Source organism: Eubacterium limosum, assembly GCF_000807675.2.
Lineage (GTDB): Bacteria > Bacillota > Clostridia > Eubacteriales > Eubacteriaceae > Eubacterium > Eubacterium limosum.
Genome location: NZ_CP019962.1, coordinates 2,674,201 through 2,690,011, shown reverse-complemented (window position 1 = coordinate 2,690,011; position 15,811 = coordinate 2,674,201). Strand labels below are relative to the sequence as shown.

The 15,811-nt window shown below is 44.6% G+C and carries 10 protein-coding genes, 8 tRNA genes and 2 rRNA genes; 6 read left to right on the top strand and 14 right to left on the bottom strand.

The genetic code is table 11. The features are described from left to right. Positions 1 to 21: 21 nt before the first annotated feature. Both B2M23_RS12665 and B2M23_RS12660 read left to right on the top strand, forming a co-directional pair. Positions 22 to 1,113 (top strand): 3'-5' exonuclease, encoded by a 1,092-nt coding sequence (locus B2M23_RS12665; protein WP_038354065.1) that lies wholly within the window; start codon positions 22 to 24, stop codon positions 1,111 to 1,113. A gap of 18 nt (positions 1,114 to 1,131) precedes the next feature. Continuing rightward, on the top strand, positions 1,132 to 1,410 hold the full coding sequence (locus tag B2M23_RS12660; protein WP_038354066.1) for a type II toxin-antitoxin system HicB family antitoxin: 279 nt from the start codon (positions 1,132 to 1,134) through the stop codon (positions 1,408 to 1,410). 53 nt (positions 1,411 to 1,463) lie between these two features. Here B2M23_RS12660 and B2M23_RS12655 read toward each other — a convergent pair whose 3' ends face one another. Further along, on the bottom strand, positions 1,464 to 2,366 hold the full coding sequence (locus B2M23_RS12655; protein WP_052237482.1) for a ribokinase: 903 nt from the start codon (positions 2,364 to 2,366) through the stop codon (positions 1,464 to 1,466). A gap of 149 nt (positions 2,367 to 2,515) precedes the next feature. On the opposite strand from B2M23_RS12655, the gene B2M23_RS12650 reads away from it, so the two are divergent. The 3 genes from B2M23_RS12650 to B2M23_RS12640 all read left to right on the top strand — a co-directional run bounded on the left by B2M23_RS12650 (position 2,516) and on the right by B2M23_RS12640 (position 6,561). Continuing rightward, the gene (locus B2M23_RS12650; protein ID WP_038354067.1) at positions 2,516 to 3,394 is read left to right on the top strand and encodes a putative ABC transporter permease; all 879 of its coding nucleotides are present in this window, start codon (positions 2,516 to 2,518) and stop codon (positions 3,392 to 3,394) included. An 83-nt stretch (positions 3,395 to 3,477) separates the two neighbouring features. After that, positions 3,478 to 5,667 (top strand): DNA topoisomerase III, encoded by a 2,190-nt coding sequence (locus B2M23_RS12645; protein WP_038354068.1) that lies wholly within the window; start codon positions 3,478 to 3,480, stop codon positions 5,665 to 5,667. Positions 5,668 to 5,709: 42 nt separating this feature from the next. Beyond that, a complete protein-coding gene (locus B2M23_RS12640; RefSeq protein WP_038354069.1) occupies positions 5,710 to 6,561 on the top strand; it encodes an Mbeg1-like protein in 852 nt (283 codons plus the stop codon). A gap of 83 nt (positions 6,562 to 6,644) precedes the next feature. Here B2M23_RS12640 and B2M23_RS12635 read toward each other — a convergent pair. The 5 genes from B2M23_RS12635 to fdhF form a co-directional block, all read right to left on the bottom strand. Then, positions 6,645 to 6,719, bottom strand: a tRNA-Gly gene (locus tag B2M23_RS12635). A 118-nt stretch (positions 6,720 to 6,837) separates the two neighbouring features. Continuing rightward, positions 6,838 to 6,922 (bottom strand) — tRNA-Leu (locus B2M23_RS12630). Positions 6,923 to 7,040: 118 nt separating this feature from the next. Continuing rightward, positions 7,041 to 7,808: a formate dehydrogenase accessory sulfurtransferase FdhD gene (gene fdhD / locus B2M23_RS12625; RefSeq protein ID WP_038354070.1), complete on the bottom strand. Its 768-nt coding sequence runs from the start codon at positions 7,806 to 7,808 to the stop codon at positions 7,041 to 7,043. Beyond that, positions 7,747 to 8,412 (bottom strand): molybdenum cofactor guanylyltransferase, encoded by a 666-nt coding sequence (locus B2M23_RS12620; RefSeq protein ID WP_052237483.1) that lies wholly within the window; start codon positions 8,410 to 8,412, stop codon positions 7,747 to 7,749. Before B2M23_RS12620 ends, fdhD begins: the two co-directional genes overlap by 62 nt. A gap of 64 nt (positions 8,413 to 8,476) precedes the next feature. After that, the gene (gene fdhF, locus B2M23_RS12615; protein WP_038354071.1) at positions 8,477 to 11,164 is read right to left on the bottom strand and encodes a formate dehydrogenase subunit alpha; all 2,688 of its coding nucleotides are present in this window, start codon (positions 11,162 to 11,164) and stop codon (positions 8,477 to 8,479) included. 291 nt (positions 11,165 to 11,455) lie between these two features. Between fdhF and B2M23_RS12610 the strand changes: the two genes are divergently transcribed. Further along, positions 11,456 to 11,725 carry a hypothetical protein gene (locus B2M23_RS12610; protein ID WP_038354072.1) on the top strand — a complete coding sequence of 90 codons (270 nt, stop codon included), beginning with the start codon at positions 11,456 to 11,458 and terminating at the stop codon, positions 11,723 to 11,725. A 116-nt stretch (positions 11,726 to 11,841) separates the two neighbouring features. On the opposite strand, the gene B2M23_RS12605 is transcribed toward B2M23_RS12610, so the two are convergent. From B2M23_RS12605 to B2M23_RS12570, 8 genes are all read right to left on the bottom strand, one after another. Next, positions 11,842 to 11,926, bottom strand: a tRNA-Tyr gene (locus tag B2M23_RS12605). 10 nt (positions 11,927 to 11,936) lie between these two features. After that, positions 11,937 to 12,012 (bottom strand) — tRNA-Thr (locus B2M23_RS12600). Positions 12,013 to 12,182: 170 nt separating this feature from the next. Further along, positions 12,183 to 12,258, bottom strand: a tRNA-Lys gene (locus B2M23_RS12595). A gap of 28 nt (positions 12,259 to 12,286) precedes the next feature. Beyond that, positions 12,287 to 12,363, bottom strand: a tRNA-Asp gene (locus B2M23_RS12590). 18 nt (positions 12,364 to 12,381) lie between these two features. Next, positions 12,382 to 12,456: transfer RNA gene (locus B2M23_RS12585), tRNA-Glu, on the bottom strand. 68 nt (positions 12,457 to 12,524) lie between these two features. After that, a tRNA-Asn gene (locus B2M23_RS12580) sits at positions 12,525 to 12,599 on the bottom strand. 9 nt (positions 12,600 to 12,608) lie between these two features. Continuing rightward, positions 12,609 to 12,725 (bottom strand): 5S ribosomal RNA (gene rrf / locus B2M23_RS12575). A 75-nt stretch (positions 12,726 to 12,800) separates the two neighbouring features. Continuing rightward, positions 12,801 to 15,664: ribosomal RNA gene (locus B2M23_RS12570) — 23S ribosomal RNA — on the bottom strand. Positions 15,665 to 15,811: the final 147 nt, after the last annotated feature.

The window sequence follows — 15,811 nt, the reverse complement described above, 5'->3', positions numbered from 1 at the left end:
TGATACTTAAGGACATTTATCATGAAATCTATGCTATGCCAATTTAAAAAAGTTCAGACAAAACCTCTTCCTCATATTCTTAAAGTTATGAACATCAGCGAAAAAAAGCTTTTTGAACTTTTTGAAATGTGGATTAATCAGGGCAATATTACCCCCGTTCATCCGGTTTTTAAAGAGCTCAAAAAAAGACGTGACGCCGAAATCAAAAGAAAACGACAGGAAAAACAGGAGCTTGAGCTTTTAAAGTACAAAGAGCTTCGTCAAAGACAATATTCAAATAAGCAAATCGCAAGAGAAATGCATTATCCCTACGACAAGCTCAATTCCTTTCTGAAAAAATGGTATAATACGCTCAGGCGCCAAGGCTTAAGCAATGAGGCTATTGCTAAAGAGCTAAATGCCAGCAAAACTGAGCTGACCCCCATTATTCTGGCCTATGAGGAACGCCAGCGAATGCATGAAGAAATGCGAAGACACCGCATCGCGGAAAACAAGCGTTATGCCAAGACTCATCTCAAACGTATCCGCGAGGATCTGAAAGGGCCCTCCGAATATTTTATTTTTGATACTGAGGCGGTCCAATGCCCGGATGAGCTTATTGAAATTGCCGTCATCGACTGCAAGGGTACCACCGTGTATAACAGCCTGGTGAAACCCAGCCACAAAATCAACTGGCGCATCAGCTCACTTACCGGGATTACCAATCAGATGGTCATGGATAAGCCCTCTATCCACCAGGTAATGCGTGATCTGCGTGATCTGATCGCCGGAAAAACGCTTATGTCCTGGGGAATTGACTATGATTCCGTACTGCTGAGAAAATCCATTGACTCCACTGGCATCGACCTAGATTGCAAATTCTGTTGTGCCCAAAAAATCCATATGGGATTAGTGGAAGACATCAATCAGATTGCACTCCAAAGGGCGGCGGACTGTGATATGCAGAACCACCGCGCTCTGGATGACTGCAAACTCGTGCTGGATGTGCTCAGAAAGGATATCGAGATGATTGACAATAAGTCCGCTGGACTCAAACAGCGTATGCCTGCCGAAAGCAACAGCAGCAATACGATCTTTATTCCGCGAGCAGAGCCTCTTGCCGCTACTACCTAAAAGAAAGGAACCGATTCATTGGATAATACAGAAAAGCTAACCTATGCCTACCCCGCTGTTTTTACACTTAAAAGTGAGGATAATATTACCTTTGGCTTTCCAGATCTTGGCGTTGATGGGATTCCCATAAAAGCGGCCGACCTTTCAAAGGCTTTCGATATTGCCGCCGAGGTTCTGGGAAAATGGATAAACGAATGTTTTATTCTGGAAAAGCCGCTTCCTGAACCCACAACATTGGAAAACCTCAATCTGACCCCGGAACAGAAAGGGTTGTGGATTGAAATTGTAGAAGCATAAAAAAGACCCTTCAGTGGGTCTTTTTTGTTATCTTATAATCGGTATACGTCATTTCAGTGTATACCTGCTTTCGTATCGACTTCTTCTTTTAAAGGAATTGACGGTGCAGCGCCCATTCGCGTAATACAAATGGAGGAGGCTGTTGTCGCTCTGTAAATTGCCTCTTCATCACTCATTCCCGCTTCAATTCCAGCCAGATAGTAGCCAGTAAACGTGTCTCCCGCACCGGTCGTATCCACCACTTTTTCGCATTCTACCACAGGTTGCAAAAAACTTTTACTCGAATCAGAAAACATCGCACCTTCACTTCCCAGAGTTAAAACAATTTTTGCTTTTGGGAACCGTTCACGTAACCCTGAGAGGATTTTATCCGGCGCTTTTTCTCCTGTCAGCGCCGCTCCCTCAATCTCATTGAGCAGAAAAATATCCACCAGCTCCAGCGGCAAATTCAGGCAGTCATTATCCATTGGAGAAGGATTCAGAGCAATTCTAGCTCCCTTCTCTTTTGCAGTCCGCATCATTTCCGCAATGGCACTCGTCTCGTTTTGAAACAGAACCAGATCACCCTCGCAAAGTGTCTTTCCAATCTTCTCGACATAAGCACTGTCCGGCATACCATTGGTTCCCCGATACAGTATAATACAGTTCTCGCCATGCTCATCTACCTGAATAACCGCATGTCCGTTTGTCTCTGGAACTCTCTGCAGCAGCCCGATCTCTACACCGCTCTCTTCCATAATATCGACCAGAAACTGAGCGTCCTCGATTCCGGCGAATCCGGCATGCCGTACCTCAGCCCCGGCGCGCGCCAAAGCGACAGACTGGTTAAGACCCTTTCCTCCCGGAAAAACCGAGCGGTCCTTTGAAGATAGTGTCTCACCCGGACTCACAATTTTTTCCATGGAATAGACATAATCAATATTTAAAGAGCCAAAATTCATGATCATCTTTTTCATCTCCTTTTTCTCTTTTCCTCATTATAGCTGGTCTCGCTTAAAATTCCCAGTATTTTATTCTTGAGTAAATCTTGAAAGACTGCTGGTGTTAGCGCTTATAAAATTATGGTATAATACTAGGGAATAACTTTTATAGAAAGGAAAACCAAATGTACTATAACTTATGCCTGCTTTTCACATACTTTTTTCTTTACGCTGTTATTGGATGGTGCTGTGAAGTCGTATTTTGCTCTATCCCAAAGAAAAAGTTTATTAACAGAGGTTTTTTAAATGGTCCATACTGTCCGATCTATGGGGTTGGTGCAATCATTATTGTTTCTATTTTAGGGCCATATATTAACGATCCTGTCAGTGTATTTTTCGTAGGTGTCGTCTCAACCTCTGTTCTGGAATACATTACGAGCTGGGCGATGGAAAAGCTGTTCCATGCAAAATGGTGGGACTATTCAAATCGCAAATTTAACATCAATGGCCGTGTCTGTCTCAGAAATTCGCTGCTCTTCGGTGTTATGGCGCTTACTCTGATGTATCTTGTCCACCCATTTGTGGAGCGTATCATCTCGCGTTTTTCACCCTTTTGGCTTGAAGTCCTGGCGACCTCTTTTGCTGTACTTATGATTGCCGATCTGGTTACCTCTACACTGGAAACTCTCAACTTCAAGAACAAGCTTAACCGCGTATCCGAACTGGCAACCAGTGTCACCAATGACCTTAAAGAAAAAGGCGTGGAGACAAAAGGACAGCTCACTCAAAAGATTACAGATGTCCGATATGCACAGCATGAACTTCTCGAAACAGCCAAAGACGATGTTCAAAAGCATGTTGAAGAGTTTACAGGCCGACTGTCTGAAAAGGCCGCCTTCCGCCGCTATTCACACAGCCGTATCATCAACGCTTTCCCAAACATGATCTCCAAGGATGATCCTGATTCCCTGAATCTGTACCGTGAAGCAATGCTGCACACGAAAAAAATTCGAAAACTGCACAAAAAAGCGAAAAAACAGGCTAAAAAGTCTCAGGAAAAATAATTTGAACAATGCTATAATAAAAGCGGACCCATTTGGTCCGTTTTTATCATTTTACACACTTATTAATACAGAAAGGACTTTTTATGTCACAAAATAAAACTCTTGTTCTTGCAGAAAAACCTTCTGTTGGAAAAGATATTGCCCGCGTCCTGAAATGCAAAAATGGACAAAACGGTTATCTCGAAAACGAACACTACATTGTCACCTGGGCTCTTGGCCATCTGGTATCACTGGCCGATCCCGAGGCCTATGGCGAAAAATATCAAAACTGGAATATGGAATCACTCCCTATGCTGCCGGAGCACATGAAACTCACTGTTTTAAAGGGCAGCGGAAAGCAGTATAAAATTGTTTCCTCTCTTCTCGGCCGTTCCGAAGTAAAAGATATCATCATCGCGACCGATGCTGGCCGCGAAGGTGAACTTGTTGCCCGATGGATTCTGGATAAGGCACACTGCCGCAAACCAATCAAACGCCTCTGGATCTCCTCTGTGACTGACAAAGCCATCTCAGAGGGTTTTAAGCATTTAAAACCCGGCGCCGAATTCAATAACCTCTACCGCGCTGCGCAATGCCGCGCTGAGGGGGATTGGCTGGTCGGGCTTAATATCACAAGAGCCTTGACCGTCAAATATAACGCCCAGCTCTCTGCTGGCCGCGTTCAGTCTGCAACGCTTAACATGATCGTCGAGCGTGAAGAAGCAATCAAAAATTTCAAACCCAAACCTTACTACAACATTCAGGTTAAAACGCCACAATTTATACTCACCTGGCAGGGCCAGCACGGAAAGAACATCACTTCAAGGGAAACTGCAGAGAAAATTCTTCAGAAGGTGAAGGGCAAATCCGCTGTTATCAGAGATATCGGCAAAAAGCCAAAGAAAAGCTATTCTCCAGGTCTCTATGATTTGACAGAGCTTCAAAGAGACGCTAACCGCCTTTTTGGTATGAGTCCCAAAGAAACCTTGAATATCATGCAGCGCCTTTATGAAAATCATAAAATTTTAACCTATCCCCGCACCGATTCAAAATACCTGACACAGGACATTGTGCCAACGCTCTCCGAACGGCTCAAAACAATTTCCATTGGTCCTTATAAGGCGGCTGTCAGCGAGATCTTCAAGCTCGGCATCCATACAAACAAAAGCTTTGTTGATGACAGCAAAGTTTCCGATCATCATGCGATCATTCCTACCGAACAGCGTGTTATACTGGCAAACCTCAGTACCGATGAACGAAAAATTTATGACCTGGTCATAAAGCGCTTTCTCAGTGTTTTTCTGCCCCCTTATGAATATTTGCAGACAACGGTCACAGCCGATATCGCCGGGGAAGCACTGACTGCTAAAGGGCGTGAAATTGTAACACTAGGTTATAAAAAAGTCTATGAAAATCAATCTGAGGAGGAATACGATGAGGATAACGAAGACCAGAAATTGCCTTCACTGAAAAAGGGGGATTCGCTTGCTGTCTCCCAGATTTCTCTAAAAGAACTCGAAACAAAGCCTCCGGCACGTTTTACAGAAGCCACGCTGCTGTCCGCCATGGAAAATCCTCAAAAAGTGGTGAAGGTTGACGCTAAAGCTGCCAAAACCCTTGGTGAAACCGGCGGAATCGGAACCGTTGCCACCAGAGCCGACATCATTGAAAAATTATATAAGATGTTTGTTATTGAAAAAAAGGGGAATTCCCTTTATCCTACCTCAAAGGGAAAACAGCTTATCGACCTGGTTCCTGCTGATTTAAAATCGCCGCTCATGACCGCAAAATGGGAACGCCAGCTGGAATTGATCAGCAAAGGCAAAAGCGATCCTGAAGCTTTTATCGCAGACATTAAAACCTACACCACCGAACTGGTCGCTGATGTTAAAAACAGTAACGAAAAATTTGTTCACGACAACAAAAGCGGACAAAAATGTCCAGAATGCGGAAAAAACCTTCTTGAAGTTAAAGGCAAATACGGTATGATGCTCGTATGCCAGGACAGAACCTGCGGCTACCGTGAAAATGTCAGTAAAAACACGAATGTCCGCTGTCCCGAATGTCATGTTAAGCTGGAAATACGCGGTAAAGGCGACGGTGCTCTTTATTTCTGCAAACGCTGCGGGTTCAGAGAAAAGGTTTCTAGCTTTAACAAAAAACATTTTGACGGCAATCGGAAAAACAGCAAACGTGAAGCTCAGAATTATATGCGCAAAATGAAAAAAGAAAATCAGGAAGCTGTCAACAATCCTTTTGCTGAAGCTCTGGCAAAGCTCAAGGAATCCGAATAGTTTTGGCGCTTCCCAACACCTATCAGAAAGGAGGTTCCTCCAATGCTTTGTCATAGCCAATTGAATCTTTTAAGCCAGCTAACAGCCCTTCCACTTCCTGTTCATCCGGAGGACCTGCCCATCCCTATTTCTGAGATGGTGGCTGTTCACCGCCGTCATTATCCAAAACTGGCAGGCGACGCAGCCATGACCTCTAAAGAGTGGCGCCATTCTCTGGAGCTTATTCAGAAAGACAGTGCTCTGATGTCCCTTCAGATTCTCAGTCAGGCCGATGAACCCCGAAATGGGCTTTATGGTCTCTGTTTCAGCTCAGATTCGCCTGAAACAGGCATTATTACCTTCAGAGGAACCGTTGGCCTTGGCGGATGGATTGATAACTATAAAGGCGCTTTTTCCGCAGAAACAGACCAACAGAAAAATGCTCTCCGTTTCTATGAATACTGCAAGAAAAAATTTGGCTTTTCAAACTTTGATTTAGCAGGCCATTCTAAAGGCGGCAATGATGCGCAGTATATCACTATTCTAAACGGCGAGTGTGTCAATCAATGTGTCAGCTTTAACAGCCCCGGTTTTTCAGCTGATTTTATCGGCAAATATTATCATCAAATCAAAAAAAACAGGGAAAAGATCACGGCCTATGAGGGCGCTTATGATATCGTCAATATATTGCTGACCAGCATTGCCGGAAAGCGGCTGGTCATTGAAACCGGCTCAAAAACACCCAAAAACAATCATAAGCCTAATCATATTCTCAATGCGTTTGGACATATTGGCCTTCCTGGAAAACGCCATCCCCTCTACAACAGCATCCAAAACATGACAGTTGCCATGACCTTTGCTGTCTTCCAGGCCAAAAGAAATTTAAAACGTAAAAACAAAAAAAATCCTGCATAGAACAGGATTTTTTTGTTGCTTTGATAATCAATTTTAATAAAAATAAAAACAGCCGTAGCTGTTATAAGTCTCAAAAAATAAAATGGAGCGGAAGACGAGATTTGAACTCGCGACCCTCGCCTTGGCAAGGCGATGCTCTACCACTGAGCCACTTCCGCTTATCTTCGCTTGAACAATTTTCATCAGCGAACATATATTATTATAATCGCTCCTCTTTATTTTGTCAAGCACTTTTTTAACTTTTTTCATATAAATGTGTTTGTTTTATATAAAAAGTGGTGCGGATGAAGGGAGTCGAACCCCCACATCATTAGATACTAGATCCTAAGTCTAGCGCGTCTGCCAATTCCGCCACATCCGCACAATGCAGCGTTACTCAGACGAGCAAAGCATCTGTATGTAACGTGCTCAATTATAATAACAAATGACGCCACCAGTGTCAAGATTTTTTTAACCTTTTTCTGATGATTTTTTTACATTCAGGCGTATAAATTCAGTCGCTCTCCCCTTACAAATCCCATCAAGGTCACTCCATGCTTTCTGGCCAGCTGAACGCTTCCGTTTGTAGGCGCAGAAATGGATAAAACACAACGAATACCATTTTGGATGATCCAAGTCATTACCTCGCTTGGAATCCTGCCAGTTGTTAGAAGCATTTTGTTTTCAGGGGTGATTTGGTTCAGCAAAATACCGCCAAACAGCTTATTATAGGTATTGTAGCGGCTGACGTCATCGTAGAACAGCACGGCTTCTCCCTTTTCATACAGACCAATGCTGTGCACTCCGCCAGTTTTTACAAAAAGCTCCGACTTCTGGCTGAAGCCTTCCATCATTTCAAAAATGCCTTTTTCCGTCAACCCGTATCGTTTCAATACTGTTTGAAAATCGGCCTCAAAGGGATAGGTCTGTTTTTCTTCATTCCTTGTGAGAATGCTCTCCTCAGACAATTCAAAAAAATCTTTTAATTTCGATGTCCTCTCATGGCTGTCAATATAAACAGCCGCTCCTGTCTTAACAGTACTTCGCTCAATTTCTATTTTATTTACCTGATGAATATCCTTTATAAGACCTTTCAGATAAAAAAAGCCGACACCCAGCTCTTTTAAATTTTGGGGCGTACTCATCAATGAGATCATTTTCTGTCCATTAAGATACAACGTAACCGGATACTCCTCAACCATTGGGTCAAAGACCCTTTTGGCGCCTCTTGGCGTGATCTTTACAATTTCTTCCAATTTCACTGACATCGCCAACTCCTTTTAAATGCTTTGATAAATCTCCAGGGGTGTTTAAATTACAAAAAAGGCGCCAATCCGGCGTGTAAATACGAGCATCCTTCTCTGCTATATAATAAATATTTTCCCGGCTTAAGTAATGAAAAACGCTCTTTCTTCCACTTTTTAAAAAACGCTCTGCTGATGGCAGCAAGTCCCTTGAATAAAAAGCATTGAAGGGCTCAATCCACTCTTTATAACGTGTGACACAGCCTTTTTTATCAGGATTTTCTTCTAAAAGTGTCATCATATGCCGAATAAAAGCCAAATCATAATTAGGCATATCACAGGCTGTGACATAAACATAGTCTGACTGGCTGTAAAGCAAGGCGGTATAGATTCCTGTCAGGGATGCTGAGATATCCAAAATATCCGGATATACACCTGTAATGCCATGAATACCGACAATCTCATCCTCACTGCAGCCGACTATGATTATTTCATCAAACAAAGCGGCCAGCTGGTCAATAATGGATTGCAACAGTGCTTTACCTGAAATGACGAGGTTTTTTTTATCCTTTCCCATTCTGGTGCTTTTTCCACCAACCAGGATGGCAGCTGTTTTATACTTTTTCATTGTCTTTCTCCCAGAATATGAAAACACTCCCTCCACCACCAGCCATGATGAAGGGAGCCCACATTTATTTTGCTTCTTCTAAAAAGACTTTACAAACCTTGAACGGTGGAATCTTAGCGATCGGATCGACCTTACCGCCGGTCAGGCAATTGGCACCCTTGTCACCATAATGGAATGGCATAAACAGGGTGTTTTCCTGAATTCCTTTATTATAGACTGCTTTTGCGGTTACAGAACCTCTTGGCGATGTTACCTGAATAAACTGACCTTCTGAAAATCCGTTTTCTTCAGCCGTTTTGGGATTAATTTCGAAGAAAGGATCTCCAACAATCTCCTGAATGCCCGCAGTTCTCTTAGTCATCGTGCGGGTATGATAATGCTGCAGAATACGTCCAGTCATGAGAATCATCGGATAGGTTTCATCCGGCTGATCTTCCGGTGCAATGTAGTGCGCAACATTGAACATGCCTTTTCCGCGCGTAAACTGGCCTTTATGCAGGAATTTAGTACCTTCTGATTCTTTGTCAGGGCATGGCCACTGAATTCGGTCGCCGCGTTCCAAACGCTCGTGTGACACACCGGCATAGCTCGGGGTGACCGATGCGATTTCATCCATAATTTCGGCTGAGCTGTTAAAATTAAAGCCTTCAGAGCCCATACGCTGTGCAAGCTCACAGATGATACGCCAGTCCTCTTTGGCCACGCCAGGCGCCTTTACAGCTTTTCTGAGCAGCTGGACCCGGCGCTCGGTATTGGTGAATGTACCGTCTTTTTCGGCATAAACCATTGCTGGCAGAACAACATCCGCATATTCTGACGTTTCAGTCAGAAAAATATCCTGGAGTGCGATAAAGTTTGCCTTCTCAAAGGCTTCCTTAACATGGTTTGTGTTGGGATCAGAAACCAGTGGGTTTTCACCCATAATATATAAAAACTTCACGATGTTTTTATCCACATCGTCAACAATTTCCGTAATCGTATGGCCTGCATTTGTCGGCAGCTCTGTTCCCCAGGCCTGCTCAAATTTCGCAAGAACGTCTGGGTTATTCGTCTTCTGGTAGCCTGTAAAATCGCCTGGAAGAGCCCCCATATCACAGGCCCCCTGGACGTTATTCTGACCACGAAGCGGGTTAACACCACAACCTTCACGGCCAATCTTGCCGGTTATCATTGCCAGATTAGCGGTACTCATAACACCATCGGTTCCGGTAGCGTGCTGGGTCACACCCATTGAATAGAAAATGCCGCCTTTATCCTTAGTCGCATATAAACGTGCTGCCTTGCGCATTTCTTCGGGATCAACTCCACATATCTCAGCACATTCTTCTACTGTAATTGTGTTTAAATATTCTTCAAGCGCATCGAAATTTTCAGTCCGCTCGTTAATAAAATCACGGTCTTCCAGATGTTCATCTAAAATCGCTTTCATCAAACCATTAAACAGGGCAACATTGGTGCCTGGCTTGATCTGAAGATATACATCGGCATATTTTGCCAGTTCAATTTTACGCGGTTCCGCCACAATCAGCGCCGCGCCTTTCTGTACTCGCTGCTTGATCTTAGCACCGATGACAGGATGTGTCTCAGTGGTATTTGAACCGCTGACGAGAATAACATCCATCACATCCACTTCTTCGATGCTGTTTGTCATAGCACCGCTTCCAAAGGATTTAGCCAGCCCAGCAACGGTAGAGGCATGACAAAGTCGCGCACAATGGTCAACATTGTTCGTCTTACCGACTGATCGGATAAATTTCTGGAACAAATAGTTTTCTTCATTGGTACAGCGGGCTGACGAAAAACCTGCCACAGCCTGCGGGCCTTCTGAAATCGCTTCTTTCAGCTTCTGAGTAATCAGATCATAAGCTTCTTCCCAGGTTGCTTCTTCCAAAACGCCATTTTTTCGAATAAGCGGCGTTTTCAGACGATCCTCACTGGCCACAAAATCATGGGCAAAGCGCCCTTTAACACAAAGAAGATTATTGTTAACATTGCCCGGAACACTCATAACATCTGTAATCTTGTTATCCCGAACCTTTAATTTCAAAGTACAGCCTACGCCACAATAAGGGCAAATTGTTTCTACCGTATCGGTATAAGGCAGCGGCATGAACTTTTTCGGCGCCAGTGCTCCTGTAGGGCATTCGGCAATACAATTTCCACAGTTTACACAGTTTGAGTTTTTATCACCGCGCAGCATATCGAAAACTGGATTAATATTTGTTTCGTAACCACGGTCGCATTTTGCTAAAACATGATTGCACTGAAGGTGTTCACAAACCTTAACGCAACGATTACATAAAATACATTTGTTGGGATCATAAGTATAAAAAGGACTTGAGTCATCGATTGGCTGACCCTTTTCCAAAGATTGACCAAAGCTTTTCACTTCGTCATACTCGATACAATTCCCATTTAGATCGACAAAACGACAGGTGCCGAATTTGTAGCAGGTAAAGCAATCAAATGTATGATCTGAGAAAAGCATTTTTAAGACAAAGCGGCGTGCTTTACGAACAACCGCATTATTCGTATAGACGACCATCCCTTCGCCTACCGGTGTTGAACAAGCGGTCTCCAGTCTTCTGGCTCCTACCACTTCAACAAGGCACATCCTGCAGCTTCCTTCAGGATCAAAGCCTTTAAAATAGCACAAAGTCGGGATATCAATCCCTACTTCTTTAGCGGCGTTAAGGATCGTAGTGCCCTCGGGAACGCTCACTTTCTGATTGTCAATTGTTAAATTTACCATTTCAAACATCTCCTAATATAATCTACCAAAATTACATTGTAATCCTTATTATAGTATCTCATTTTTCGCATTTTTGTCAATCACCCCAGTGGAAATTTACTTACATTTCCTCGATTTTGTTATTTTCTTAAATCTTAGGGTATAATTTCATATAAAGATAAAGTAGAGGCTTTATTTAAGCCGCCTATTTTGATTAGTAGTAAATTTTTGACATCTTGTGGACAAGACTTCAAAGTTATCGTATAATCAAAATAGGTCACGTAATCGATGAAAGGATTAAAGGTGGTTACTATGTTGAATGATATTTCAAAAACCTTACTGAAAAAGATGGAATCTGCAAATTATTCAGATGATGGCATCGCTACAGTTTCACTGGAAGAATTTACAAATGTTGATGAAGCGAAGGCTGCTGTTTTGGAAATCGAAAAATTAACCGAGTATTCTGAACACAAATTAGACCTTAATGAAGGAACAATGATTCTTTCTGTTTACAACCCAAAAGAAGATATTAATGGTTTTGTCACAAGACATCCAAATCGAACAGCCTGTGGCGGTAAATAATTATACTTTGAACCTTGGGGCCTCTCAATTAAGAGAGGCCTTTTGTATTCAACCCGTATCGTAACAATACGGGTTGAATTTTTGCAATAAAAAAAACGATCCAACGATCGTTATAATGGTGGGGAGAGATGGATTCGAACCATCGTAGACTCAGTCAACGGATTTACAGTCCGCCCCCTTTAGCCACTCGGGCATCTCCCCAAAATAAAAATGGAGCTGATGATAGGACTTGAACCTACAACCTGCTGATTACAAATCAGCTGCTCTGCCAATTGAGCCACATCAGCTTAATGATAAACCTATTAAATTCCAATTCGAACAATTGCTGCTCCCGGCCATCTGCCTAACTAAGCGATTCACACCAAATCACAGATTTGGGTTCTCTGCTTATGCCAATTGAGCCACATCAGCTTAATATAAACTTATTGAATTATAAAACCTAAAACAAATAAAAAAATGGTGACCCATGGGCGACTTGAACGCCCGACACCCTGATTAAAAGTCAGATGCTCTACCAACTGAGCTAATGGGTCACAAAAATTGGTAATATTAAGATAAAAATGGCGACCTGGAAGAGACTCGAACTCTCGACCTCCAGCGTGACAGGCTGGCATTCTAACCAACTGAACTACCAGGCCGCATGGTGTTATTAAAAATGGTGACCCCTGGGGGATTCGAACCCCCGTAACCGCCGTGAAAGGGCGGTGTCTTAACCGCTTGACCAAGGGGCCAAATGTCTTTGGCTTAAAAAGACGGATATGGAAAAGTTCCTGCTTATCCATATCCGTTTGTCTTCAAATGGCTCCCCAGGTAGGATTCGAACCTACAGCCTATCGGTTAACAGCCGAGTGCTCCACCGTTGAGCTACTGAGGATTATTTAAGACCCCGCGATGTCCTATCCTCCCAGGCAGTTGCCCACCAAGTACTTTCAGCGCTGAAGGACTTTACTTCTGTGTTCGGTATGTAAACAGGTGTTTCCCCTTCGCCATCATCACGAGATCAATCTTGCGTTTTTATTCGGTTTTTGGTCATTCAAAACAACATAAAGGAAAAGAGTTTTCAAAATGTCTTGATGGGATCAAGACCTCGGCCGATTAGTACTGGTCAGCTCCATACATTGCTGCACTTCCACCTCCAGCCTATCTACCTGGTCGTCTTCCAGAGGCCTTACTTCTTTCGAATGAGATATCTTATCTTAAGGGGGGCTTCGTGCTTAGATGCCTTCAGCACTTATCCCTTCCAAACTTAGCTACCCAGCGATGCTCCTGGCGGAACAACTGGTGCACCAGCGGTTTGTCCATTCCGGTCCTCTCGTACTAGGAACAGCTCCTTTCAAATATCTTACGCCCACGACGGATAGGGACCGAACTGTCTCACGACGTTCTGAACCCAGCTCGCGTGCCTCTTTAATGGGCGAACAGCCCAACCCTTGGGACCTGCTTCAGCCCCAGGATGAGACGAGCCGACATCGAGGTGCCAAACCTCCCCGTCGATGTGGACTCTTGGGGGAGATAAGCCTGTTATCCCCGAGGTAGCTTTTATCCGTTGAGCGATGGCCCTTCCACTCGGAACCACCGGATCACTAAGCCCGACTTTCGTCTCTGCTCGAGATGTCTCTCTCGCAGTCAATCACCCTTCTGCCTTTGCACTCTTACAGATGGTTTCCAACCATCCTGAGGGTAACTTTGGGCGCCTCCGATACTTTTTAGGAGGCGACCGCCCCAGTCAAACTGCCCATCTGACACTGTCCGCTTGCCGGATTACGGCAACGCGTTAGAATTCCAATATAACAAGAGTGGTATCCCAACAATGGCTCGGCACACACTGGCGTGCATGCTTCTCTGCCTCCCACCTATCCTGTACATGTTATATCAAAACTCAATGCCAGACTACAGTAAAGCTCTACGGGGTCTTTCCGTCCTGTCGCGGGTAACTCGCATCTTCACGAGTACTACAATTTCACCGGGTGTGTTGTCGAGACAGCGCTCAAATCGTTACGCCTTTCGTGCGGGTCAGAACTTACCTGACAAGGAATTTCGCTACCTTAGGACCGTTATAGTTACGGCCGCCGTTTACTGGGGCTTAAGTTCGCACCTTCGCTTACGCTAAGCACTCCCCTTAACCTTCCAGCACCGGGCAGGCGTCAGCCCCTATACGTCATCTTTCGATTTAGCAGAGACCTGTGTTTTTGCTAAACAGTCGCTTGAGCCTCTTCTCTGCGGCCCCCGAAGGGGCACTCCTTCTCCCGAAGTTACGGAGTCATTTTGCCGAGTTCCTTAACAACACTTCTCCCGCTCATCTTAGGATTCTCTCCTCGCCTACCTGTGTCGGTTTACGGTACGGGTACCTCTTTGCTCGATAGAAGCTTTTCTTGACAGCGTGAAATCGGCGACTTCCCTACTTATTTTTCGTTCCGCATCACAGCTTGACCTTATGCAATGGGGGATTTGCCTCCCGCTGCAGTCTCACTGCTTGCCCCGGCTCTTCCAACGGCCGGGTTCGCTTATCCTTCTGTGTCACTCCATTTCTCAAACGCATTGAGGTAGTACTGGAATTTCAACCAGTTGTCCATCGCCTACGTCTTTTGACCTCGGCTTAGGCCCCGACTAACCCTGAGCGGACGAGCCTTCCTCAGGAAACCTTGGGCTTTCGATGGTGAAGATTCTCACTTCACTTTCGCTACTCATGCCAACATTCTCTCTTCTCTTAAGTCCACCATCCCTTACGAAATGGCTTCGCCCCTAAGAGATTGCTCCCCTACCACTGTACCTTATGGTACAATCCATCGCTTCGGTGCCTGATTTTAGCCCCGTTCATTTTCGGCGCACCACCACTCGACCAGTGAGCTATTACGCACTCTTTAAATGTATGGCTGCTTCTAAGCCAACATCCTGGTTGTTTGTGCAGTGACACATCCTTTCCCACTTAATCAGTACTTGGGGACCTTAGCGGATGGTCTGGGCTGTTTCCCTTTTGACAATGAAACTTATCTCCCACTGTCTGACTGCCCTGTTAAAATGCACGGCATTCGGAGTTTGATATGGTTCGGTAAGCTTGACGCCCCCTACCCAATTCAGTGCTCTACCTCCGTCATTCATCACAGAACGCTAGCCCTAAAGCTATTTCGGGGAGAACCAGCTATCTCCGTGTTCGATTGGAATTTCACCCCTATCCACAACTCATCCAAGCCTTTTTCAACAGACACTGGTTCGGGCCTCCACTTGGTTTTACCCAAGCTTCACCCTGGTCATGGATAGATCACACGGTTTCGGGTCTACAGCATGCAACTAAGGCGCCCTATTCAGACTCGCTTTCGCTTCGGCTCCGCACCTGAAGTGCTTAACCTCGCTACATACCGTAACTCGTTGGCCCGTTCTACAAAAAGCACACTGTCACTTGCGCTCCAGCTGCTTGTAAGCACAGGGTTTCAGTTTCTATTTCACTCCCCTCCCGGGGTTCTTTTCACCTTTCCCTCACGGTACTTTCCGCTATCGGTCACTGGGTAGTATTTAGCCTTGGGGGGTGGGCCCCCCATCTTCCCACAGGGTTTCACGTGTCCCGTGGTACTCCTCGAATCTCCTCATCTCGGCTTTTCGCATACGCGCGTCTTACGCTCTTTGCGGGGCCTTCCCATGCCCTTCTGCTAAACGGAAATGATTGATGGATTCTGGGCTCTTCCTCGTTCGCTCGCCGCTACTTAAGGAATCGATGTTTCTTTCTTTTCCTCCGGGTACTAAGATGTTTCAGTTCCCCGGGTTCCCTCCGTTAAGCTATGGATTCACTTAACGGTGACGGCCCTTCTGACCGCCGGGTTTCCCCATTCGGACACCCACGTCTCAACGGATATGTGCTCCTAAACGTGGCTTTTCGCAGCTTGTCGCGTCCTTCTTCGGCTCCCAGTGCCAAGGCATTCACCCTGTGCTCTTTGTTTCTTGATCTCCACGAATGCTTTCGCATTTCGTTTTGTTTTTCTTTTGTTCTCTTTCTGAGCTCAAAAGAATGTTGTTTTTGAAATTGCATTTATTAAGAAGTTTTTTACTTTGTTTAATATTTGCTCTTTACTCTTTTTTCTTTATGTTGTTTTC